This window comes from Thioalkalivibrio sp. ALE22 (assembly GCF_000381445.1).
GTDB lineage: Bacteria > Pseudomonadota > Gammaproteobacteria > Ectothiorhodospirales > Ectothiorhodospiraceae > Thioalkalivibrio.
Genome location: NZ_KB906516.1, coordinates 1 through 21,205, shown reverse-complemented (window position 1 = coordinate 21,205; position 21,205 = coordinate 1). Strand labels below are relative to the sequence as shown.

At 67.8% G+C, this 21,205-nt stretch carries 18 protein-coding genes; 7 read left to right on the top strand and 11 right to left on the bottom strand.

Annotation, left to right across the window (positions count from 1 at the left end; all coding sequences use genetic code 11):
- From F793_RS0113105 to F793_RS0113095, 3 genes are all read left to right on the top strand, one after another.
- Nucleotides 1-3,189 (top strand): efflux RND transporter permease subunit, encoded by a 3,189-nt coding sequence (locus tag F793_RS0113105; RefSeq protein ID WP_018882861.1) that lies wholly within the window; start codon nucleotides 1-3, stop codon nucleotides 3,187-3,189.
- A gap of 43 nt (nucleotides 3,190-3,232) precedes the next feature.
- Entirely contained in the window at nucleotides 3,233-3,595 is a 363-nt protein-coding gene (locus tag F793_RS0113100) for a hypothetical protein (RefSeq protein ID WP_026280924.1), read from the top strand.
- Nucleotides 3,596-3,689: 94 nt separating this feature from the next.
- On the top strand, nucleotides 3,690-4,106 hold the full coding sequence (locus F793_RS0113095; RefSeq protein ID WP_026280476.1) for an ABZJ_00895 family protein: 417 nt from the start codon (nucleotides 3,690-3,692) through the stop codon (nucleotides 4,104-4,106).
- Nucleotides 4,107-4,118: 12 nt separating this feature from the next.
- On the opposite strand, the gene F793_RS0113090 is transcribed toward F793_RS0113095, so the two are convergent.
- From F793_RS0113090 to F793_RS0113040, 11 genes are all read right to left on the bottom strand, one after another.
- The gene (locus tag F793_RS0113090) at nucleotides 4,119-5,804 is read right to left on the bottom strand and encodes an alpha/beta-hydrolase family protein (protein WP_018879702.1); all 1,686 of its coding nucleotides are present in this window, start codon (nucleotides 5,802-5,804) and stop codon (nucleotides 4,119-4,121) included.
- Nucleotides 5,805-5,900: 96 nt separating this feature from the next.
- Nucleotides 5,901-6,320 (bottom strand): hypothetical protein, encoded by a 420-nt coding sequence (locus tag F793_RS0113085; RefSeq protein WP_018877119.1) that lies wholly within the window; start codon nucleotides 6,318-6,320, stop codon nucleotides 5,901-5,903.
- Between the two features lie 53 nt (nucleotides 6,321-6,373).
- Entirely contained in the window at nucleotides 6,374-7,192 is an 819-nt protein-coding gene (locus tag F793_RS0113080; RefSeq protein WP_018866746.1) for a UDP-2,3-diacylglucosamine diphosphatase, read from the bottom strand.
- Between the two features lie 95 nt (nucleotides 7,193-7,287).
- Nucleotides 7,288-7,650, bottom strand: a complete 363-nt coding sequence (locus F793_RS0113075; RefSeq protein WP_018882860.1) for a diacylglycerol kinase — start codon at nucleotides 7,648-7,650, stop codon at nucleotides 7,288-7,290.
- A gap of 32 nt (nucleotides 7,651-7,682) precedes the next feature.
- On the bottom strand, nucleotides 7,683-8,885 hold the full coding sequence (locus tag F793_RS0113070) for a glycosyltransferase (RefSeq protein ID WP_038035715.1): 1,203 nt from the start codon (nucleotides 8,883-8,885) through the stop codon (nucleotides 7,683-7,685).
- 156 nt (nucleotides 8,886-9,041) lie between these two features.
- A complete protein-coding gene (locus F793_RS0113065) occupies nucleotides 9,042-9,587 on the bottom strand; it encodes a TlpA disulfide reductase family protein (protein ID WP_018882859.1) in 546 nt (181 codons plus the stop codon).
- Nucleotides 9,584-10,159, bottom strand: coding sequence for a hypothetical protein (locus tag F793_RS0113060; protein WP_018882858.1), 576 nt, complete (start codon nucleotides 10,157-10,159; stop codon nucleotides 9,584-9,586). Before F793_RS0113060 ends, F793_RS0113065 begins: the two co-directional genes overlap by 4 nt.
- Before the next feature lie 37 nt (nucleotides 10,160-10,196).
- Nucleotides 10,197-10,661, bottom strand: a complete 465-nt coding sequence (locus F793_RS0113055) for a DUF302 domain-containing protein (protein ID WP_018882857.1) — start codon at nucleotides 10,659-10,661, stop codon at nucleotides 10,197-10,199.
- Between the two features lie 20 nt (nucleotides 10,662-10,681).
- Complete coding sequence (locus F793_RS0113050; RefSeq protein WP_026280923.1) at nucleotides 10,682-11,770, bottom strand: class I SAM-dependent methyltransferase; 1,089 nt, start codon at nucleotides 11,768-11,770, stop codon at nucleotides 10,682-10,684.
- Between the two features lie 113 nt (nucleotides 11,771-11,883).
- Complete coding sequence (locus tag F793_RS0113045) at nucleotides 11,884-12,804, bottom strand: helix-turn-helix domain-containing protein (RefSeq protein WP_018882855.1); 921 nt, start codon at nucleotides 12,802-12,804, stop codon at nucleotides 11,884-11,886.
- 51 nt (nucleotides 12,805-12,855) lie between these two features.
- On the bottom strand, nucleotides 12,856-13,254 hold the full coding sequence (locus tag F793_RS0113040; RefSeq protein WP_018877110.1) for a hypothetical protein: 399 nt from the start codon (nucleotides 13,252-13,254) through the stop codon (nucleotides 12,856-12,858).
- 195 nt (nucleotides 13,255-13,449) lie between these two features.
- Between F793_RS0113040 and gshA the strand changes: the two genes are divergently transcribed.
- The 4 genes from gshA (at nucleotide 13,450) to F793_RS0113020 (ending at nucleotide 20,923) form a co-directional block, all read left to right on the top strand.
- Nucleotides 13,450-15,036 carry a glutamate--cysteine ligase gene (gene gshA / locus F793_RS0113035; RefSeq protein ID WP_018882854.1) on the top strand — a complete coding sequence of 529 codons (1,587 nt, stop codon included), beginning with the start codon at nucleotides 13,450-13,452 and terminating at the stop codon, nucleotides 15,034-15,036.
- Nucleotides 15,037-15,489: 453 nt separating this feature from the next.
- Complete coding sequence (locus F793_RS0113030) at nucleotides 15,490-16,506, top strand: glutathione S-transferase family protein (protein WP_018882853.1); 1,017 nt, start codon at nucleotides 15,490-15,492, stop codon at nucleotides 16,504-16,506.
- Nucleotides 16,507-16,673: 167 nt separating this feature from the next.
- On the top strand, nucleotides 16,674-17,768 hold the full coding sequence (locus F793_RS0113025) for an efflux RND transporter periplasmic adaptor subunit (protein ID WP_018882852.1): 1,095 nt from the start codon (nucleotides 16,674-16,676) through the stop codon (nucleotides 17,766-17,768).
- Entirely contained in the window at nucleotides 17,765-20,923 is a 3,159-nt protein-coding gene (locus tag F793_RS0113020) for an efflux RND transporter permease subunit (RefSeq protein ID WP_018882851.1), read from the top strand. Before F793_RS0113025 ends, F793_RS0113020 begins: the two co-directional genes overlap by 4 nt.
- The last annotated feature ends 282 nt before the right edge of the window (nucleotides 20,924-21,205 follow it).

Genomic DNA, 21,205 nt, shown 5'->3' with positions numbered 1-21,205 from the left:
ATGGCCGATGCGGGGGACTCCCAGCGCCCACACGGGCGGGTGACCAGCTTCTCCATCCGCCGGCCGGTCGCCATCATGGCGCTGGCCTCGGTGGTGATCGTGCTGGGCATGTTCTTTGTCGACCGCCTGCCGGTGGACCTGCTGCCGCATGTCGAGTACCCGCACATCCGGGTCACGGTGAACCACCCGGGCACCGCGCCGGAGGTCATGGAGGAGCAGGTCACACGAGTGCTGGAGCGCAATCTTGCGGCGACCGAGAACCTGACGCGCATCTACAGCCGTGCCTCCGAGGGGCGCACCAACGTCAACCTGCTGTTCGAGTACGGGACCAACCTGGATCTGGCGTTGCAGGATGCGGCGCGTCACCTGGAGCTGGCGCGCACCCAGTTGCCGGATGATTTCGAATCCCTGCGCCTGTACAAGTTCGACCCGTCGCAGGACCCGATCTGGGAGGCGGGCTTCTCCTCTACCGTGCGTTCCGAGACCGCGGTGCGCGACTGGGTGGAGCACGAGCTGGCCCCGCAGTTGATCGCCATCCACGGGATCTCCTCGGTGGAGGCCTCCGGCGGCCAGCAGCGCGAGCTGGAGGTGATCCTCGACCAGGAACGGGTGCGCGGCTACGGCCTGTCGATGGCCGCGATCAGCGAGACGCTGGCGGACGAGAACCGCGAGGTGGCCGGTGGCTGGGTGACCTCCGACACCTTTGACGTGATGGCCAAGACCGAGGGCCTGTTCACTTCCGAGGCGGATGTGCGCAACGTGCTGATCCCGCTGCCGGGGCCGCAGTCGGCGCATGTGCGCCTGGGCGAGCTGGCCGAGGTGCGCGACGGCCACCGCGAGCAGCGCCTGTTCATCCGCCTGGATGGCACGCCGGCCGCGCGCGTGTCGGTGTTCAAGCTGCCGGAGGCCAATACCGTCGAGTCGGTGGATGCCGTGCGCGGGACGCTCCAGCGGCTGGAGCGCTCCGGGTTTATCCCCGAGGACATCCAGTGGGAGGTGGTCAGCGACTCGGCCCCGTTTATCCGTGGCGCGGTGTCCTCCGTGGGCACTGCCGCAGTCCTCGGTGGCGTGCTGGCGATGCTGGCGGTGTTCCTGTTCCTCGGCAGTCTGCGCAAAAGCTTCATCATCGGGCTGTCGATCCCGATCGCGCTGATGGCGACCTTCGCGATGATGGGGCTGGGCGGATTGACCCTGAACATCATCAGCCTGGGCGGGCTCGCGCTGGGCGTGGGGCTGCTGCTCGACAACGCGATCGTGATGCTGGAGAACATCTACCGCCATCGTGACAAGCTCGGGAAATCGCCGGAGCAGGCCGCCCACGACGGGGCGGGCGAGGTCGTCTCGGCGGTCACCGCCGGCACGCTGACCAATCTCGCGGCAGTACTCCCGTTCCTGCTGATTACGGGCATCGGGGCGCTGATCTTCCGCGAGCTGATTCTGACGCTGTCGTTCGCGATCATCGCCACACTGGCCGCAGCGATCACGCTGGTGCCGATGCTGGCGGCCCTGCTCGCGCGCATCCGCTGGGAGAGCGGGCTGGACCGGACCTGGCTGCTGCGCGGCTTCGACCGCGGGGTGCAGGGCCTGCGCCGACGTTACCGGCGTCTGCTGCCGAAGGTGCTGCGCGCGCGCTGGGTGGTGCTGGGCGCCGCCGGGGTCCTGTTGGTCGGCGCAGTCCAGGTCGGCGGGGAGCTGGGCACCGAGTTCCTGCCGCAGGTGGACGATGGTCAGGTCAGCGTGCGCATGGTCCTGCCGCCGGGTACACCGCCGCACGAGACCGATGCCGCCGCCCGCGACATCGAGGCCGCACTCGAGGAGCTGCCGCATGTCGAGAGCGTGTTCGCCATGGTCGGCGGGCACCTGGGGGGTGGCGTGGTCAACGAGCGTCCGGGGACGTCCAATCTCACGGTGCAGCTCACCCCGGCCGGACAGCGTGAAATGACCGCCGGGCAATGGGTGGCCGATGCACAGGCGGCGATGGACGAACTGGACCTGCCCGGGGCGCGGATTACCGTGCGCCCGCCGAGTATCGACGGGCTGCAGTTCAGCGTGACTGGCGACGACCTGTCGATCGGCGTGGTGGGGGCGGACCTGACCGAGATGCGCACCATCGCCCGCGAGATCGCGGGGCGCCTGGAGGGCATCCCGGGCCTTGAGGGCGTCGAGGTCGGGCGCGAGGACCAGAGCCCGATTCTGCGCGTACACGTGGATCTCGAGCGCGCGGCCGCGCTGGGCCTGCAGGTGGGCACGGTCGGTCAGGCGATCCGCGATGCGGTGGAGGGCGCGGTACCGACCCAGTATGTGCGCGATGACCGCGAGTACGACTTGCGCGTCCGCCTGCCGCGCGAGGATGTACAGGACACGGCCACGCTGGGACGGATGATCCTGTTCCGCGACAATGGCGATCCCGTACGGCTGGCCGACGTGGCCGAGTTCGAGATCGGCGAGGGGCCCGCCCATATCGAGCGCGAGAACCAGAGCCGGGTGGTGCGGGTGAACGGCGATATCAATACCGAGGTCAGCGACGTCGGTTCGGTGATGGCCGAGGTCGAACAGCGTCTGGCCGAGGTGGAGGTACCCGAGCACTACAGCCTGCTGATCGGAGGCGAGTGGGAGACCATCCAGGAGACGCAGCGCGAGATGGCCACCGTCGTGGCGCTCGCTATCTTCCTGGTGCTGGTGGTGTTGGCGGTTCAATACGAGCGCCTGGCCAATCCGCTTGTGATCGTGGCGGCGGCCCCGCTGTCGCTTATTGGCGTGGTCGCGATCTTGTGGGCCACGCACACGCCGGTCTCCGCGCCGGTGATGATCGGCGCGATCCTGCTGATCGGGGTGGTGGTGAACAACGCGATCCTGCTCGTCGAGTACATCGAACAGGGCCGTCGACGACGCGGCCTGAGCCCGGCGCGCGCGGTGGTGGAGGCCGGCGCGCTGCGCCTGCGTCCGATCCTGATGACCACCCTGACCACGGTGCTCGGCATGTTGCCGCTGGCCATCGGCCTCGGTGAGGGCGCGGAGATCATGCGCCCGCTGGCGCTGACCGTGGTCGGCGGCCTGATCGCCGGGATGATCCTGACGCTGCTGGTGGTGCCCTGCCTGTACCTGGTGGTGAACCGCGCCGCGGAGCGCGTAAAGGGAACGCTGGCGACCCGGTCACGCGAGCCCTCGGATATGGGGGCGATCAGTTAGGATGCCCGGCATCCGGAACATCACGAATGACGAGGAGAACGGGATGAGACGCGTAATCGGAAGTGGCGTAGTGCTGTTGGCGATGCTGGCGGGAGGGGTACCCGCGCAGGCCGACGAACTGCATACGGTCGAGCAGCTGAGTCAGGCGCCGGCGGAGCTCGAGGGCGAAGAAGTGCGCCTGGAGGGCATCGTCGGGCGGGTGAACGAGGACATCATGGGCCGTAACTTCATCCACTTCGTGGACGGCACGGGAAGCGAGGGGGACTACATCACCATCACCTCCACCGAACTGCCCGAGGTGGGGGATCGCGTCTCGGTCACCGGGACGCTGATCCTGGATCGTGACTTCGGGGCCGGCTACACCTATCCCGTGATCATCGAAGGCGCCTCGTTTTCCGAGGAATAGCCGCATGCCGTGATGGTGCATGTTGGAGGACTCCGACATGCACCCTGGCCGCACAAGGGAGTGCGGCTTTCAGACGTCCCATGGAGGGGAGGCGATGTCCATCAAGAACCTGCTGTTACGTTTCGTACTGCTCTATTTCTCGCTGACGATCGTCGCGATGTTCGCAATCGCCCATTTCCATCTCGAGCAGTTCGGTACAACGATCGGAATGGGGATTCTGGGCCTGGCGGTGGCGTGGCCCTGCGAGGCCTTCGGACGCAGGAACGGCCGCTATCTGTCGCGCGCCGAGAAGTGGCGGGTGATTGCCGTCATGGTCGCTGTGCTCCTCGGTACGCAGCTTTCCCTGGCCTTCCTGGTGCTGTGGGCCGACGGCACAGTACTGGACAGTTTCATGCTCGCGGTCCTGGGCGTTGTCGCGTTGTTATATGCCGGCTTTGTGGTGGCGATGGTCAATCTCACCGGACGCCACCTGCGCAAGCGCGGTTTGGTCGGGGGAGAAACCGCGGGATAGCCCTACGGCCGGTCAGTCGCCCAGGTGGCGCTTGAGCCACTCGAGGCGCTCCTCTGGCCAGTCCGCGGCCGTGACCGCATGCCAGGCGTCGATGTAGTGCTCGGTGGCGTAGACATGGCCGTAGCCGCGCGGGGCAGCATCGCCGATGGTAACGTCCACCGCCAGTTGCAGCATGGTGACCACCGGGTACCACGTCAGGTCCGCTGACACGTCCGGGCCGCGCGGGTGCTGCATCCACTCGGGCTTGCGGTACAGCGCCTGGGGCTCGAAGAAGGTGACCGGGTCACTGGCGTACTGCAGGTAGACGATGCGCATCGGGCCCCATTCGGCGCCGGGGATATCCAGGTGGTTCTCCTGGTTGGTGAAGCGCACCACCGAGCTGTCGCGAAAGCGCGGCAGCCAGGCCGGGGAGTCCGGCTGGCGCTGGCGCGTGATGTCGCGCCAGGTCTCGCTACGAAACGGCGGGCCGGCCCACAGCGCGCCGGAGAACGGATCGCCGATCACGTCGTACAGATCCGCGGCGCGCTCGGAGTTCAGCGCGCCCAGACTCAGGCCGTAGAGGTACAGCTCCGGGCGGGCGTCCGCCGGCAGCTGCTTCCAGTAGCCGTAGATCTCCGCGAACACCGCCTGGGCCGTCTCGTGGCCGTACTGCGACTCGGCCATCAGCGACAGCCAGCTGGGCAGGTAGGAGTACTGCACGGCCACGGTTGCGACATCGCCGCCGTGCAAATACTCGACCGGCTGGATCGCGCGGTTGTCCACCCAGCCGCGCCCGGTGGGGGTGGCCAGCACCAGCACCGAACGGTCGAAGGCATTGACCCGCAGCATCTCCTGCAGGGCCAGCCGCGCGCGTTCCTCGATGGTCTCGGCGGCATTCAGGCCTACGTAGACGCGGATCGGGTCCAGGGCCTCGCCCGCGGCGAAATCGCGGATTGTGCTGGCATCCGGTGCCTGTCCGACGAAGCGCTGTCCCTGGCGCCCGAGCCCTTGCTCCCAGCTGACCAGCGAGGCCGGGCTGCCCGTACGGAACGTCGCCGTCGGTTGTTCGACCCCCGGGTATTCGCGCACGTCGAACTGCTGGAAGCTGCGGTCCGCGGTGCGCAGGCCGTATTCCAGAATCACCCCGTCAATGACCGCCCAGAACACCCCGGCGGCGACCAGCACACCGATCACGTTCGACAGCCGGCGCGGGATGAAACGGCGCAGATGGCGGGCGAGAAAGCGCACCAGCAGCTGAAACAGCCGTCCGACCGCCAGGGTGGCGGCAAACACCGCCGCCGCGATCAGCCCGAGTCGGATCGGGAAGCCGCCGTCTACCGGCTCCTGCTCCATCAGGGCGCGGATGCTGTTCTGCCACTCGGTGGCCTGCCACAGGAAGATCAGCACGATCAGCACGGCGCCGCCCCCGGCGATGACCACCAGGGTGTTGTGCGTGCGCTCGCCGAATTCCGGCAGCTCCAGATAGGACCAAAGCCAGTGGAAGAACACGCCCAGCCCGTAGCCGGCCGCCAGTGACAGTCCGGACAGGATGCCCTGTACGTCGTCGGTACGCGGGATCAGGCTGGGGGTCAGCGACGCGGCAAAGAACAGCGTGGCCAGGATCAGCCCCGGGATCGACAGGGTCCCGAGGATACGGGTGGCCCAGCCGGGCCAGATGAAGCGCCGCAGGCGGGTTTGCAGGCGGGCGACGATGGACATCGCGTGAGCACTTCCTTGATGAACAGAAGGGCTTATCCTGTTCGCCCGCTCGGGCGGGTTCAAGTCTCCACCGTGAGCGCCGGCCTGCTTTGGAACCTACTGGGCGTTGTCGCCCGGGCTGCCAGCGTCGGCGTGGCGAAAGCGGAAGCAGCCCTCGACCATGCGCAGGGCCACGCCGAACAGCGCGACCTGCAGCAGGAGCCCGCCGGTGGCGGCGCCCAGTGCGAGGCCGGTGGCCAGCCCCAGGGCCATCAGCAGCATCAGCAGGGTGGCGGCGAGGCGGCTGCGCAGCCAGCCGCCGACCAGCGCCAGCAATGCCACGAGTGTGCCTTCGAGCATCGTGGGCATGTGCTGCACCAGCACGCCCAGCATCACCACGATGACCCCGGCGAAGACCAGGACCCAGCCGGCCACCCGCGCCAGGCGGCGGGCCTGCTCGGTGTCATGGATGGATTGCAGCAGCAGGAGCAGGTCGGCGCCGGCCCCGGCCCAGTGGCGCGATCGCGATTCGTTCATGTGACCACGGTACTACAGCGCCATGACGCCCGGGTGACAGGATTGGCGCGCGGTTATCGCCGGGTCAGTATCGACTCGAGATCGAAGGCCTCGGTCGCGGTTGCCCCGGACTCGGCCTGTTGCACCGAGCCATGGTCCGACCAGTGCAGCAGGCTGAGGTGGCCCGAGCGATCTTCCACCAGGGCCGTACAGTGCTCGACCCAGTCACCGTCGTTGCAGTAGAGGATGTCGCCGAACGCCTGGACGTTCGGCTTGTGGATATGGCCGCAGATGCAGCCATCGAAGCCGCCCTTGCGCGCGGCGGTGACGGCGGCATGCTCGAAACGCTGGATGTATTCCCGCGCCGCCCCGCTCACGCGGGTCTTGAGCCAGGCCGACAGGGACCAGTACGGATGCCCGAGGCGGCGTCGGATGGTGTTCAGGTAGCGGCTGCCGCGCAGCAGCAGGTTGTAGCCAAGATCGCCCAGGGCGTGTACCAGGCGGCTGTGGCGTACGAGCCCGTCGAACTCGTCGCCATGTGTTACGCGGAAGCGCCGGCCATCGGCGGTCCAGTGCACCAGTTCGCGTTCGATGCGCACGCCGCGGATCTCCGAACCGACAAAGCCGCGCACCAGTTCGTCGTGGTTGCCGGGGATGTAGATGACCTCGACCCCGTGCAGGGCCAGCGACAGGACCTGCTCGACCACCGCCGCCTGGGTCGCGTCCCAGAAGATGCGCCGGCGCATGGCCCAGATGTCGAATACATCGCCGACCAGTACCAGGCGATCGCAATTGACCTGGCGCAGCAGGTCCAGCAGGTAGTCCGCGCGGCACTCCCGGGTGCCCAGGTGCAGGTCGGACAGGAACAGGCTGCGGCAATCCAGGGTGGCCATCGCGGGCTCCCGCTCGGGGTTTTGCCGAGCATCGCGCATCCGGATGACGTCGCCATGGCGCTGCAGTGACGATTGCGTGATCCGCGGGTGTTAGCCTAGGGCCAGAGGACCAGCAGCCAGATCAGGGTGGCGTTGGCAAAGCCCAGCAGCACGGCGGCCGATCCCATGTCCTTGGCGCGGGCGGCCAGCCTGTGGCGTTCCGGACCGAAGCGGTCCACGGTGGCCTCGATGCCCGAGTTCAGTACCTCGATGATCAGGATCAGGAACAGACTGCCGAGCAGCAGTGCGCGTTCCACTCCGGTATTGCCAACCACCAGCGAGAGTGGCGCCAGGATGACCACCAGGATCAGTTCCTGACGAAAGGCCTCCTCGTGGCGAAAGGTGGCGCGCAGGCCTTTCCAGGAGTACCCAAAGGCCCGCAGGATGCGGGTGATGCCGGTAGCGCCGCCGTTGGCCATGGTCGCTTGGTCCGCTGGAGTGGGAAGGGCCGTCAGCGAGGACGGTCGGCCGCGGTATGCGGGGTGCCGAGCGCGTCGGCCGGGCTCAGCAGATCCTGATACACGGTCAGCAATTGTTCGGCCATACGCCGCTCGCTCCATTCCCGCGCCCATGCGGCGTGGGCTGCGCGCATGGCGCGCTGGCGTTCGGGATCATCGAGGACGCGGGCGACCCGCTCGGCAAACACCGCGGGCTCCTCGGGAGCGACTTCGGCACCGGATGCGTCGGTGAGGATGTCGCGCGTGCCCAGGCGCGCCGTGGAGACCACGGGCAGCCCGCAGGCCATGGCCTCCAGCAGGACCAGACCCTGCGTCTCGGTTGCGGAGGCAAACACGAATGCATGCCCGGCGCGGTAGCAGTCGACGAGCGATGTCTCGCGGTCCAGATACCCGCACCAGTGCAGGTTGTCCTCCAGGCCCATCTGCGCGGCCTGGCGCTGCAGGGCAGCCCGGGCCGGTCCCTCGCCCGCGATCAGCAGCAGGACGCCGGGGCGACGCTCGCGCAGGTGCTGGAGCATCTGCAGCAGAAAGCCGATGTTTTTTTCGAAGGCGATGCGCGACACATGCACCAGCATCTCGCGGCCGGGTGCGATGCCCCGCTCCGCCCGGAACAGGTGGCCGTCGCCTCCGGTCCAGGCCTGTGGGTCGATCCCGGTGGGCAGGCGCACGATGGGCGTCTTGATCCCGTACTCCAGCAGGGCCTGGTGCAACGCGGTCGACGGGGCGATCACCCGGTCGACCGCGTTGCACTGCGCGCGCGAGATGCGCCGCGCCAGCCCCCGCAGCCATTTGGCGGGCAGCCACGGCAGGTAATGCTGCAGATACTCTTCGAAGAAGGTGTGGTAGGTCTCGATGACCGGGACCTGCCAGTCGCGTGCCAGCTTGAGCCCGGCGTAGTGCGCCACGAAAGGGGTGTGGACATGGACCACGTCGGCCCGCTCGATCCCGGCTTCCCGCAGGGAGCGGCGGATGAGGCGAGGCTTCAGGATGCGATCCTCCGGATCCACTACCAGGTAGCGCGACGGGATGCGGATCAGGTCCGGGTCCTGCGGGTCGGGGCCGGGGTGCGCGCCCAGTCCGGGATAGGCCGGCACCACCAGCGTGACGCGATGGCCCAGTTGTCGGAGCTGTGCGCGGAAACTGGCCAGCGAAGTGGAGACCCCGTTGATCCGGGGGAAGTACACGTCGCTCAGCATCAGAATGTGCACGGCTGCACCTTGGGACGAGACTCAAGTTCCGGAGTGTGGACCGGGGGTGTGACGAGGTGATGACGACATTGCGACGGAAAGGTTGCGCGCGCAGACCGCCGGTTCGGGTTTCGGGCAATGTCACGTACCCCCGCCCGATGCGCCTTATTCGGTCGCAGAGGGCTCGGACGATCGCCCCTGTTGCAGCTCGCGCAGGCGTTTGGTGATGCCGGGGTGGTCGAATTCGCGCGCGCCGATGGCGCGATAGGCGATGCGGCCCTCGGGGTCGATCACGAAGGTGGTGGGGATGCCGCGCACCGGCCAGGTATCGATCGCGCTGGCCGCGCGGTCCAGCAGCAGGGGAAAATCCAGCGGGTAGTCGGCGGTGAAGAAAAAGATGCGATCGGCGTCCTCGCCGACGTTTACCCCGAGTACCACCAGCCCGTCGGGGCCCAGTCCCTCCCATAGTCGCTGCAGGGAGGGCAGTTCGTCCCGGCACGGCGGGCACCAGGTCGCCCAGAAGTTCACGACCACGACGCGGCCGCGGTAGTCGCGCAGGTCATGCTCGTGGCCGTCGAGGTCCTCGAGTGTCAGGGGAGGAGCATCCGGGCGTGGCTCGATCGCGGTGAGGGACTCGGTCGCGGCCGGGGCGGTCATGGCGGCCAGGATTAACAGGATCAGGAGGGTCGCGAGCTTTGGCATGGCGATCACCCTCCCGCCTCGTCGGCGCAGCGCAGGTCGGGCAGCCGCGCCTCGTGGAGCTCCCCGGCCGCGCGCCAGCGCAGGGTCAGATCAAAGGGCGTGCCCGGCGGATGGTCGAACAGGATCATGCCCATCAGCCAGTCGCCGGGTTCGAAACGGTGTTCGCCGGGGAACAGGGCCCAGCGAAAGGCGATGCGGGCGGCTTCGGGGGCCTGCCGTCGGTCCCAGGTTGCCTCCCAGTCCCAGTTCGGGCGCGGGCGGATGAGCCCCTCCGGCCCCTGGCTGCTCCAGTCGTGGAGATTGACCTCGATAGGGGTGTGTGGGCGGTTGTTGCGCAGGATCGCCTGGAAGACGCAGTGCGCCGCAATGAGATCGGCATGTTCGGTCTCGAAGCCGCGTCCCAGGAAGAACGCGCGGGTCTGATCGGGCAGCAGCTGCGCAAGCTCCAGCGAGACGCCATCGCCCTGCCACGTCCAGGTGATCAGGCCGCTGGTGGCGTCCGTGCGAGCCTGCAGGGTTTCCGTGGCGCTGGCCGACGCCATGGGCGTGGCCAGCGCCAGCAGGGCCAGGACGCAGATCATGGTCTCACGGGCAAGCGATCCATTGGGGCCGGGCCGCCTACGGTCCGCCGAGGACATGATCGAGCAGCGCCTCGAAGGCCGGTTCGGCGTTCTTCGCCGCGCGCTCCAGACTCGGATGCGGCTGCAGGGTGGTCATGAACTTCGGGTGCAGCATGGACAGTTTTGTGTTGCCGTTCTCTTCGTACAGACCGATATGGCCGCAGGGCATCATCGCGCCGACGTGCAGGCCGGCATCCAGGATGTCGGGCCCCAGCGGCAGGTAGCAGACCTTCAGGGCGGTGATGTCGCCACCGGCCAGGCCGAACTCGGCCAGGAAGATCCAGTCCTCCTCGTTCTCCGCATACTCGCGAATGGCCCGGGCCAGGTCCTCGCGGGACTGTTCGCAGTCGCGGATGATGAAGTGATCGTCGGGCTCGGACGCCGCCAACGGGGCGGCCAGGCCCAGCGCAAGGGCGGCGGTGATGGCCAGTGCCAGGGTCGTGATCGGGTGTTGTGCGCTCATGGCAATGCCTCCTTGGGTTGTTATCGGGTGGCCACGTACCAGTTGTTCTGCAGGTCGTGGGCCAGCTGGTGTACGCGGATGTCGCGGAAACCGGCGCGCTGCAGGTAGTCGCGGGCTAGCGGTTCGCCCCACATCGCACCGAGCCCGGGGCCGCCCCGGGCGAGCGATACCGGCATGCAGTGCATGCAGGAGACGGTGTAGAGAAAGGGTGCGAGCGGGTGATCGAGATCGCCCTGGATCTGTCCAGAGCCGCGGATGTCCTGCATCAGGTAGATCCCTTCGGGCACCAGCGCGCGATGGATGCCGCGCAGGACCCCCTGGGGATCGGCCTGGTCGTGGATGGCGTCGAAGGTGGTGATCAGTTCGAAGCTCCGGGCCTCGAGACGGTGCCCCATCTCGGCGGCGTCGGCCTCGATGAACACGACGTTGTCTAGCCCCTCCGCTTTTGCCTCGGCGCGGGCGCGCGCGATGGCCTGTGGCGAGAGATCCAGTCCGGTGAATTCGCTGCGAGGGTAGCGCCCCGCCAGGTGGTTGATGATGCGCCCGCTGCCGCAGCCGACATCCAGCACGCGGATGCCGCGCTCGAGATGATCGGTCAGGCCCGGCACCAGCGGCAGGATGGCGCTCTCCAGCGAGGACAGGACGGACTGGCCGCTGTCCTCGGCCATGACTTCGTGGAAACGTGTGTAGCGTTCGTAGGGCACGCCGTCACCGGTCTGGAACGCGGTGGCAATCGCATCCTCCACGGCGCCCAGCACTGCGATGTACTGGGCGAACACCGCCAGGTTGTCGGCCGCGTCGGCGCGGGTGAGGCATGCGGCATGCGCCGGCGGCAGGGCAAAACGTGGCCCGGTGGGTTCCACCGTGACGATCCCCGCCGTGGCCATCGCGCCGAGCCATTCGCGGACATAGCGTTCGTTCAGGCCGCTCGCTGCGGCGATTGCCTCGGAGGTCGACGGGGGGCGCCCGCGCAGGGCATCGAACAGTCCGGTCCGGTGCCCGAGCGAGAGCATCAGGCACAGCGCACCGTGATTGAGGACCTCGACCAGGTGGCCGGCAAAGGCCTCCACGGCCTGTGGTGACGCAGGGTATTCCGGGGCGGACGGCATGCGGGTGACCTCCGCGATGGCGCCGGGGGTTGGCTTTACCCGGAGCCTAGGCCGTGCGGTGATCCCCCGCGGTCACGGACTTGCGGTGCGGGGGCGAATCTTGCGGTTGTGCGTCAGGGTGTTTCGGGGCCGTCCGCGCGGGTGATTGGCGGCGCCCCGTACTGATCACGGTAGGCGCCGGGTGCCATGCCGAAGGCCTGCCGGAAGTGGCGGGCCAGTTGTTGCGGGGTGTAGCCGGTGGCCGTCGCGATTTCGCCGATGCTCGCGTGCGACTCGGTCAGCAAGGCGCGCGCCCGCTCCAGACGCAGCTGGGTCAGGTAGCGGTGGGGCGGCTGGCCGTGGGTCTCGCGGAAGGCGCGGGCGAAGTGCCAGGGGGAGAGGTCGCACAGCGCGGCGAGTTCGGCGAGACGGATCGGCTGGTCGAGGTGAGTCTGCATGTAGTCGATGACCTGTGCCGAGCGGTGCGGTGCGAGGCCGCCCCGGCAGCGGTCGGCCGGGGCGGCCTGGCTGGTCAGGCGGGCCAGGCGCACCACCAGTGCGGCCATCATGCTGTCCACGAACACGTGTGCGGCGGGGTCCTCGCGACCCATTTCCTGCCACAGACACTCCAGGCCCTGGGCGATCAGCGGGTCGCTGTGGTGGCGGTTGTGAACGGGGCCGAAATCCAGCGGGTCGTCGGCGGGCCGGTCCAGGCAACGGCGGGCCAGGTCGGCGGGGATGGCGATAAACCGTACCCTCGCCGCGTCCGTGACACGGCACCAGGGCGTGGCCCCCGGGGCCACGGCCACGAAATCGCGGGTGCGGGTGTGCCCCGAGAAACGCCCGGCGCCGAGATTGCAGACGTAGCGGAATGGGGCCCCGGACGACTGGCTCAGGACCAGGTCATCGGAGGCCGGGGTGTGGAACAGGCCCGGTGGCTGAAGGGTCTCCAGCATGGCGACCGCTGGCGAGGCGGCCGCGCGGGTCTCGCGCAGGTGCGGACCCCCGTTCCCACGGGTGTAGTGCTCCAGCATGTTCGGCCATGGTTGCGGCATTTTCTCACCCCGCATGTCCTGTATAGGCCATGCCGGTGCCGCCTGCCAGATTCAGCGGTAGACGCGAACCTCCTGGGCCCAGCCGTCCACGCCGCGATTGGCACAGAACGCCTGGACGTGGCCGTCGGCGTAGCGGATTTCCACATTGAAACCGGCGCCCGGCACGTGGTTGAGCGCTACGCGCCGGCGCTCTCCGGGCGCGATCTCGCCCTCGCGAATGCTGGATTCGGACAGGTCGTGCCCGAAATCGAAGTGCACCGCGCGGATGGTCGTGTCGCTGTCATTGTGCAGCGTGACCATCAACGCGCCCTCGGTCGGGGGGCGCTCCACGCCCCAGTGCATCAGCCCCGCACCCATCGCGAGTCCGAGCACGAACAGCCCGGTGGCAGGGGCGCGCAGGGCGTCTACCAGGATCTCGTCCCAGCTGCGGCGTTGTGTGTCCGGTTCCATGCGGCGCCCGATGTCTTGTGTATAAGAAAAACCTAATTTAATAGGACCGGCAGGGCAAGGTCATCCGCGCCTTGCGTGGGAGCCGTCTCCTGATCCGCGTTGCGCGGTTTTCGGGTGCCGGTCGGCGGTGCATGTGACCCCGCAGGCGCATTCGGGTATGTTCGCCGGGTTTGACTGGAGCAGGACAGCACGCCCGTGGGAACCGACGAACGCAATCTGCAGGGACTGGTCGCGCAGCTGGCGGAGCGCCTGGCGGGGACGGGCCTGCACGGGCGCATTGGCCTGGAGAAGGAGACCCTGCGCGTTGGCCCGCAGGGGTCGCCGGCCCTGACCCCGCACCCGGCGGCACTGGGATCGGCGCTGACCCATCCGAATATCACGACGGACTACTCCGAGGCCCTGCTGGAGCTGGTCACCCCGCCGTTCGATGATGTGCGCGAGACGCTGGGGTTCCTGCACGACCTGCAGGCCTTCGCCGCGGCCAATGTCGGCGACGAGACCCTGTGGTCCACCTCCATGCCCTGCGTGACTGCCGACGATAATGCGATCCCGGTCGCGCAGTACGGCACGTCCAACGCCGGACGCATGAAGACCGTTTACCGCATCGGGCTGGGGCATCGCTACGGGCGCAAGATGCAGGTGATCGCCGGGGTGCACTTCAACTACTCCCCGCGCCCCGAGTTCTGGCCGGTCCTGGCGCAGGTGCTGGACGCGACCGATGACCGCGCGTTCCGCGACGAGCGCATGATGGGCATGATCCGCAACCTGCTGCGCTTCGGCTGGCTGGTGCCGTACCTGTTCGGGGCCTCCCCCGCAGTGTGCAATTCCTTCCTCGAGGGCCACGGCGCGGTGTTGGAGGACTTTGACGACGACACCTCTTACCTCCCGCACGCCACCAGCCTGCGCATGGGTGACATCGGCTACACCAACCGCAAGGAGGCGGACACCGGCATCAAGGCGGACTACAACTCGCTGGGCGGCTACGTCGACTCGCTGCGCTGCGCGATCAATACGCTCAGCCCCGAGTGGGAGCGCATCGGCGTGAAGGTCGACGGCGAATACCGCCAGCTGAACGCCAACATCCTGCAGATCGAGAACGAGTACTACTCCACCGTGCGCCCGAAGCAGCCGCTGGAGCGCTTCGAGAAGCCCACCGATGCGCTGGAGGCACGCGGGATCGAGTACGTCGAGCTGCGCTCGGTGGACATCAACGCGCAGCACCCGCTGGGGGTGGACGAGACCCAGCTGCGCTTTCTCGAGGTGTTTGCCCTGACCTGCCTGCTGCAGCCCAGTCCTTTGCTGGCGGACGGCGAACTCGACGCGATCGACCGCAACCTGCTCGATGTGGCGCATTACGGCCGCCGCCCCGGCCTCGAGCTGCGCCGGCAGGACGAGTCTGTACGGCTGCAGGACTGGGCGCGCGAACTGCTGGCCCTGATGCGCCCGGTCGCCGCGATCCTCGACCAGGAACTGCCGGGCGACCCCTACCGTAGAGCGCTAAGCGAGCAGTGGGGCAAGGTCGAGCAGGCCGACCTCACGCCCTCGGCGCGCATGCTGGAGGACATGATGGCGCGCGAGGAGGGCTTCTACCGCTACGCCAGCCGCCTGTCCGCGCAGCACCGCGAGGCGTTTCGCTTCAACGGCCCGCTGCCGCGCGCCGAGACGCTGGAGGCCCTGGCGCGCCAGAGCCTGGCGGAGCAGGCCGCGATCGAGGCGGCCGATACCCTGGACTTCGATACCTTCCTTGCCCGCTACTTCGACGGCACGCTGCGCGCCTCCTGAGGGAGACGCTGATTTAATCGCACGTCCGCGTTGGTGCCCCCCAGTTGTTCGAGACAAACGTTCCGAGACAAGGCGCGTCGTGCAGCGGGTAGTGGTTCTACCCGCAAGCGGCGCAACGCAGGATCGGGGAACAGGGGGCACCAACCCCACAAGCCATTGAAAGCAGGGGCTCGGCCGCCCGTTGTTGATCAAAAACGGGCGCGGGAACGGCGTTGCGGTTCCCTTGTGCAGAATGACTGCACGGCAGTCACCGCGCCTTGTTCGCACGCAAAAGCGACTCGAGCGCGGACGTGCGATTAAATCAGCGTCTCCCTGAGCGGCCTATCCCTCAGTCGGTTCGGTATTTTCGAACTATCGGGCGGAAATAACGCGATTTATTTTCGATTTTATCGACAGGATAATCGACCCTATCATCCGTAACCGTGGCGGCTGGACCGCTGCAGAGGGAACCCCATGAGTCTCCTGATCAACGGCGAACTGCGCGAAGGCTGGCTGGAAGAGGAGTCCGACGAGAACGGCGAGTTCGTGCGCCAGGACCAGCAGTACCGCAACTACGTGACCGCCGACGGCTCCGCGGGTCCCCTGGGCGAGGGCGGCTACCCGGCCGAGTCCGGGCGTTATCACCTGTACGTCTCCTATGCCTGCCCCTGGGCGCATCGCGCGCTGATCCTGCGCAAGCTCAAGGGCCTGGAGTCGCACATCGGGTTGTCGGTCGTGCACCACTACATGGGCGATGCCGGCTGGTCCTTCGATGACTGCGACGGCTGCACCGGTGACCGGGTGCACAGCTCACGCTACATGCACGAGCTCTACACCCGCACCGATCCGAAATACACGGGTATCGTAACCGTGCCGGTGCTGTTCGACACCCAGACCGACCGGATCGTGAACAACGAGTCGGAAGACCTGGTGCGCATGTTCAACAGCGCCTTCGACGGCATCACCGGCAATACGCTGGATTTCTACCCGGAGGACCTGCGCGAGGAGATCCACTCGGTCAACGAGCGCGTCTACGAGAACGTGAACAACGGGGCCTACCGCTCCGGGTTCGCGACCAGCCAGAAGGCCTACGATGCCGCCTGGGACCGTCTCTTCGAGACCCTCGACTGGCTGGAGGAGCGCCTGGCACGCCAGCCGTTCCTGGTGGGCGACCGGATCACCGAGGCCGACTGGCGGCTGTTTACCACGCTGGTGCGCTTCGATCCGGTCTACTACAGCCATTTCAAGTGCAATAGACAGCGCATCATCGACTTCCCGGCGCTGTCGGCCTACCTGCGCATGCTCTACCAGCGCCCCGGCGTGGCCGAGACCGTGCGCATGGATCACATCAAGGCGCACTACTACGGCAGCCACCCGATGCTGAACCCCAGCGGCATCGTGCCGAAGGGCCCGGTGATCGACTACACCCGGCCGCACGATCGTCCCCTGGGCGATCTGCCGGCCGCGCTGCGGAACGCCGGTGAAACGTGACGGTCGTTACACTAGGGAAACACTGATTTATCAGCGATTCCGTGCAGTCGCTGAAAAAGCCAGGACTGCTGTATTCAGCGCGTCTAACGGAACGTACAACCCTGGCCCGGTCAGGGGGCACCGCACTGTCCCCTGACCGGGCCGCATTCATGTAGGGGCATCGACAAGTGAAGGCGATTGGCGGGTTTCTGGGACTGGTCCTGGTGGTGGCGGTCGTCGCTGCTGCCTGGTACGCGTTTGGCCCGGAAGCGGGGGATGACGTGGCCAGCGACGCGCCTGCCGCCGAACGCGACGACCGCACGCCGGTGCGCGTTAGCGAGGTCGTCCCGCGCACCTTCGAGACCGTTGTCGAATCCCTGGGTACGGTGCAGGCCAACGAGTCCGTGGTGGTCACCGCCAGCGTCACCGAGCGCGTGGTCGAGGTCCTGTTCGACGACGGCGACACGGTGGAGGCCGGGGATGTCCTGGTCCGTCTTGATGCCGACGAGGAGCGCGCGGCCCTGCGCGAAATCCGTGTGCAAGTGGACGAGGCGCGGCGGGAGCTGGAGCGCGTGCGCGACCGCGTGGCCGATGGCGTGGTCACGCAGCAGCAGGTGGACCAGCAGCGTTCGCGGCTGAACGAGGCGGAAGCACGCCTGGCGGCCGCGGAGGCGCGTGTGGCCAACCGCGTCATCCGGGCCCCGTTCTCCGGCCGTCTGGGCCTGCGTCAGGTCAGCGCTGGCTCCCTGGTCAGTCCGGGGACTGCGATCGTTGAACTCGATGACGTCTCGGTGGTGAAGGTCGATTTCGCGGTACCCGAGCGGCACACCTCGGCGATCCACCTGGGCCTCGATGTCCAGGGGCGCAGCGCGAACGGCGAATTCGCGGGGCAGGTCGCGGCTGTCAGCAACCGTCTGGACGTGGCGACCCGCACCCTCACCGTGCGTGCGCTGATCGAGAATCCCGACCTGCTGCTGCGCCCTGGCATGCTGGTGAATATGCGCCTGCCGCTGGACCCGGTCGAGCGTCTGGCCGTCCCGGAGGGCGCGATCCGCCAGGTCGCCGACCAGCACTTCGTGTTCCGGCTGCGTGACGACGACACGGTCGAGCGGGTGCGCGTCCGTATCGGGCGACGCGATCCGGGGCATGCCGAAGTGCTGGAGGGCCTGGAGCCGGGGGATACCGTCGTCTCCGAGGGCGTGTCGCGGGTGCGCGACGGCCGCGAGGTGCGCGTGCTGCCGCCGCGTGCGCCGGATAACGGCGAGGCCGGGGACGGGGCATGATCATCTCCGATGTCGCCAATCGCCGGCCGGTGCTGGCGATTGTCTTCAATCTGCTGCTGATCACCTTCGGTCTGATCGCCTACGACAGCCTGCCACTGCGCGAATACCCGGACGTGGACCCGCCGGTGGTCACGGTGGACACCATCTACCCCGGGGCCAGCGGCGAGATCATCGAGCGCGAGGTCACACAGCGGATCGAGGACCGCATCGCCGGGATCGAGGGGATCCGGTTTATCCAGTCCTCCAGCGAGGACGGCCGCTCGCGTATCACCATCGAATTCAACCTAAGCCGCGACATCGACGCCGCCGCGAACGACGTGCGCGAGGCGGTCAGTCGCGTGCTGGGCGACCTGCCCGACGAGGTCGACCCGCCCGAGGTGACCAAGGCGGACGCCGATGCCAACCCGATCCTGTGGCTGAACCTCTCCAGCACCACCATGGATGCGCTGGAGCTGGCGGACTATGCCGAGCGCAACCTGATTGATCGCCTGTCGGTGGTGGACGGCGTCGGGCTAGTGCGCCGGGGCGGCGCGCGCAGCTACGCGATGCGCATCTGGGTCGACCGCGAGGCCCTGGCCGCGCGCGAGCTGACCGTCACCGACATCGCCGATGCCCTGCAGCAGGAAAACGTGGAACTGCCGGCGGGGCGTCTCGATTCGCTGGAGCGCGAGTTCACCGTGCGCGTGGAGCGCCAGTACCGCACCCCCGAAGATTTCGCCGGCCTGGTGCTCAAGCGCGGGGAGGGTGGGCAGCTGGTGCGCCTGGGCGACGTGGCCGAGGTCAATATCGGGGCGGATACCGAGCGCAGCGAGTTCCGCGGCAACGGCGAGGACATGATCGGGCTCGGCATCATCCGCCAGTCCAACGCCAATGTGCTGGAGGTCGCCAATGGCGTGAAGGCCATGGCGGACCGCCTGCAGGACTCCCTGCCGGAGGGCACCTCGCTGGTCACCACCTACGACGAGTCGGTCTTCATCGAGGGGGCGATCCGCGAGGTCTACATCACCCTGGCGGTCGCGACTGCCGCGGTGGTGTTCGTGATCTACCTGTTTCTGGGCAGCTGGCGGGCGACCCTGATCCCGGCGGTGACCGTGCCGGTCGCGATTACCGCCGCGTTCATCGGTATCAGCCTGTTCGGGTTTTCGGTCAACCTGCTGACGCTGCTGGCGCTGGTGCTGGCGGTCGGACTGGTGGTGGACGACGCGATCGTAATGCTGGAGAACATCCACCGGCGCATCGAACGGGGCGAGCCGGGGCTGCTGGCGGCCTACCGCGGTGCGGGCCAGGTCGGGTTCGCGATCGTGGCGACCACCTCGGTACTGATCGCGGTGTTCGTGCCCCTGGCCTTCCTCGACGGCACGGTGGGCCAGCTGTTCACCGAGTTCGCGATCGCCATGGCCATCGCGGTCTTCTTCTCCAGCATTGTGGCGCTGACCCTGGCGCCGGTGCTCTCCGGGCGCCTGATGCACAAGGGCGATGACCAGACCGGTGCCGCCCACTACATCGGCCGCGGCTTCGCGGCGCTGGAGGCCGGTTACGGCCGCGTGCTGGCGAGCGGGCTCAAGGGGTCATGGCTGGTGGTGCCGCTACTGGCCGCGGTGCTGGCCGGGGCCTGGTATCTGTTCGACGCGCTGCCCGAGGAGTTCGCGCCGCAGGAGGATCGCGGGTCCTTCTTCGTCCTGGTCGACGGACCCGAGGGGGCGAACTTCGAGTACATGAGCCGCCAGATGGCCGAGGTCGAGGCCCGTATCCAGCCGCTGATCGAGGACGGTCCGATCCGCCGCGCCCTGGTGCGTACGCCACGCGGCTTCGGCGGCTCCGAGCTGATGAATAACGGGTTTGTGATCGCGATCCTGGAGCACTGGGACGACCGCGACGTGTCCGGTCAGGAGGTGATCGACGAGATCCGCGGCATCATCAACGAGATGCCCGGGGTGGAGGCGCGCGTGGTCATGCGCCAGGGCCTTTCGCGCGGTCGCGTCGGGCCGCCGGTCCAGTTCGTGATCTCCGGGCCGGACTACGACCAGCTCGAGGAGTGGGGCGAAATCATGCGCGAGGCCGCCGAAGGCATCGAGGGCCTGACCCGGGTGGATCTCGATTACGAGCCTACCCAGCCACAGCTCAACGTGCGTCTGGATCGCGACCGGGCGGGCGACCTGGGTGTGTCCATGCGCGATGTCGGCCGTACGCTGGACATCGTGCTCGGCGGGCGCGACGTGACCACCTTCGTCGATCGCGGCGAGGAGTACGACGTGATCATCGAGGGCCTGGCCGATCAGCGCCGCACGCCGGGCGATATTGACAACCTCTACGTGCGCTCCAGTTCCGGTGCCATGGTGCCGCTGTCCAGCCTGGTCACCTACGAGGAACAGGCCGGTCCGTCCTCGCTGGAACGCTACAACCGCTCGCGGGCGGTCACCCTGACCGCCGGGCTGCGCGACGGCATGACCCTCGGCGAGGCGCTGGACGCGCTGGACGCGAAGGCTGCCGAGCTCCTGCCGGCCGAGGCGGGCATCGACTACAAGGGCGAATCGCTGGATCTGCGCACCGGCTCGGAGGCGATCCTGTTTGTCTTCGCGCTGGCCCTGCTGGTGGTCTTCCTGGTGCTGGCGGCGCAGTTCGAGAGTTTCGTGCACCCGTTCGTGATCATGCTGACCGTGCCGCTGGCGGTGGTAGGTGCTCTGATCGGCCTGACCGTTACCGGCCAGACGCTGAATATCTACAGTCAGATCGGCATGGTCATGCTGATCGGCCTGGCGGCGAAGAACGGCATCCTGATCGTCGAATTCGCCAACCAGTTGCGCGACCGCGGGCGTGATTTCGACGCCGCGATCATAGAGGCCGCGCGCATGCGGCTGCGGCCGGTGCTGATGACGGCGCTGACCACGGTTGCGGGCTCCATTCCGCTGATCCTGGCCTCCGGGCCGGGCGAGGAGACGCGCTTCGTGATCGGGGTGGCGGTGTTCTCCGGTGTGCTGTTCGCGACGCTGTTTACGCTGTTCGTGATTCCGGCGGCCTATCGCCTGGTGGCGCGGGGTACGACGTCGCCGCTGGCGACCACGCGCCGCTTGCACGAGCTGGACGACGAGATCGACGATGTCGACGGCGAGCGCCGCGGGGTCCGCGTCACCACCGCGCCGCGCGCCGAACCCTGATCACTCGGTGCCTGCTGCCTGCCCTGTTGAGGCTGGTCCTGGTTCGTCATCCGGTGTTTACGTGCCTCCGGTCCGCCGCCTGCCTCGTGGTGGCTGGTCCTGGTTCGGCATCGGTGTTTACGGTGGTTCCGGTCCACATACTGCCCGGCGCTGACTCGCCAGCGCGCCCCGAGGTCCTTTCTTGCTTGCCCAAGAAAGGACCCAAAGAAGGGCACCCGGATTCCGCCCGGGAACCTTGCTCCAGGGCTCTCGGGCCGGCGGCGCTGAACTCGCTACGCTGCG

Coding starts and splice junctions, on each gene's coding strand:
- F793_RS0113105 (WP_018882861.1), top strand. CDS start 1: ATGGCCGATGCGGGGGACTCCCAGCGCCCACACGGGCGGGTGACCAGC.
- F793_RS0113100 (WP_026280924.1), top strand. CDS start 3,233: ATGAGACGCGTAATCGGAAGTGGCGTAGTGCTGTTGGCGATGCTGGCG.
- F793_RS0113095 (WP_026280476.1), top strand. CDS start 3,690: ATGTCCATCAAGAACCTGCTGTTACGTTTCGTACTGCTCTATTTCTCG.
- F793_RS0113090 (WP_018879702.1), bottom strand. CDS start 5,804: ATGTCCATCGTCGCCCGCCTGCAAACCCGCCTGCGGCGCTTCATCTGG.
- F793_RS0113085 (WP_018877119.1), bottom strand. CDS start 6,320: ATGAACGAATCGCGATCGCGCCACTGGGCCGGGGCCGGCGCCGACCTG.
- F793_RS0113080 (WP_018866746.1), bottom strand. CDS start 7,192: ATGGCCACCCTGGATTGCCGCAGCCTGTTCCTGTCCGACCTGCACCTG.
- F793_RS0113075 (WP_018882860.1), bottom strand. CDS start 7,650: ATGGCCAACGGCGGCGCTACCGGCATCACCCGCATCCTGCGGGCCTTT.
- F793_RS0113070 (WP_038035715.1), bottom strand. CDS start 8,885: ATGCTGAGCGACGTGTACTTCCCCCGGATCAACGGGGTCTCCACTTCG.
- F793_RS0113060 (WP_018882858.1), bottom strand. CDS start 10,159: ATGATCTGCGTCCTGGCCCTGCTGGCGCTGGCCACGCCCATGGCGTCG.
- F793_RS0113055 (WP_018882857.1), bottom strand. CDS start 10,661: ATGAGCGCACAACACCCGATCACGACCCTGGCACTGGCCATCACCGCC.
- F793_RS0113050 (WP_026280923.1), bottom strand. CDS start 11,770: ATGCCGTCCGCCCCGGAATACCCTGCGTCACCACAGGCCGTGGAGGCC.
- F793_RS0113045 (WP_018882855.1), bottom strand. CDS start 12,804: ATGCCGCAACCATGGCCGAACATGCTGGAGCACTACACCCGTGGGAAC.
- F793_RS0113040 (WP_018877110.1), bottom strand. CDS start 13,254: ATGGAACCGGACACACAACGCCGCAGCTGGGACGAGATCCTGGTAGAC.
- F793_RS0113030 (WP_018882853.1), top strand. CDS start 15,490: ATGAGTCTCCTGATCAACGGCGAACTGCGCGAAGGCTGGCTGGAAGAG.
- F793_RS0113020 (WP_018882851.1), top strand. CDS start 17,765: ATGATCATCTCCGATGTCGCCAATCGCCGGCCGGTGCTGGCGATTGTC.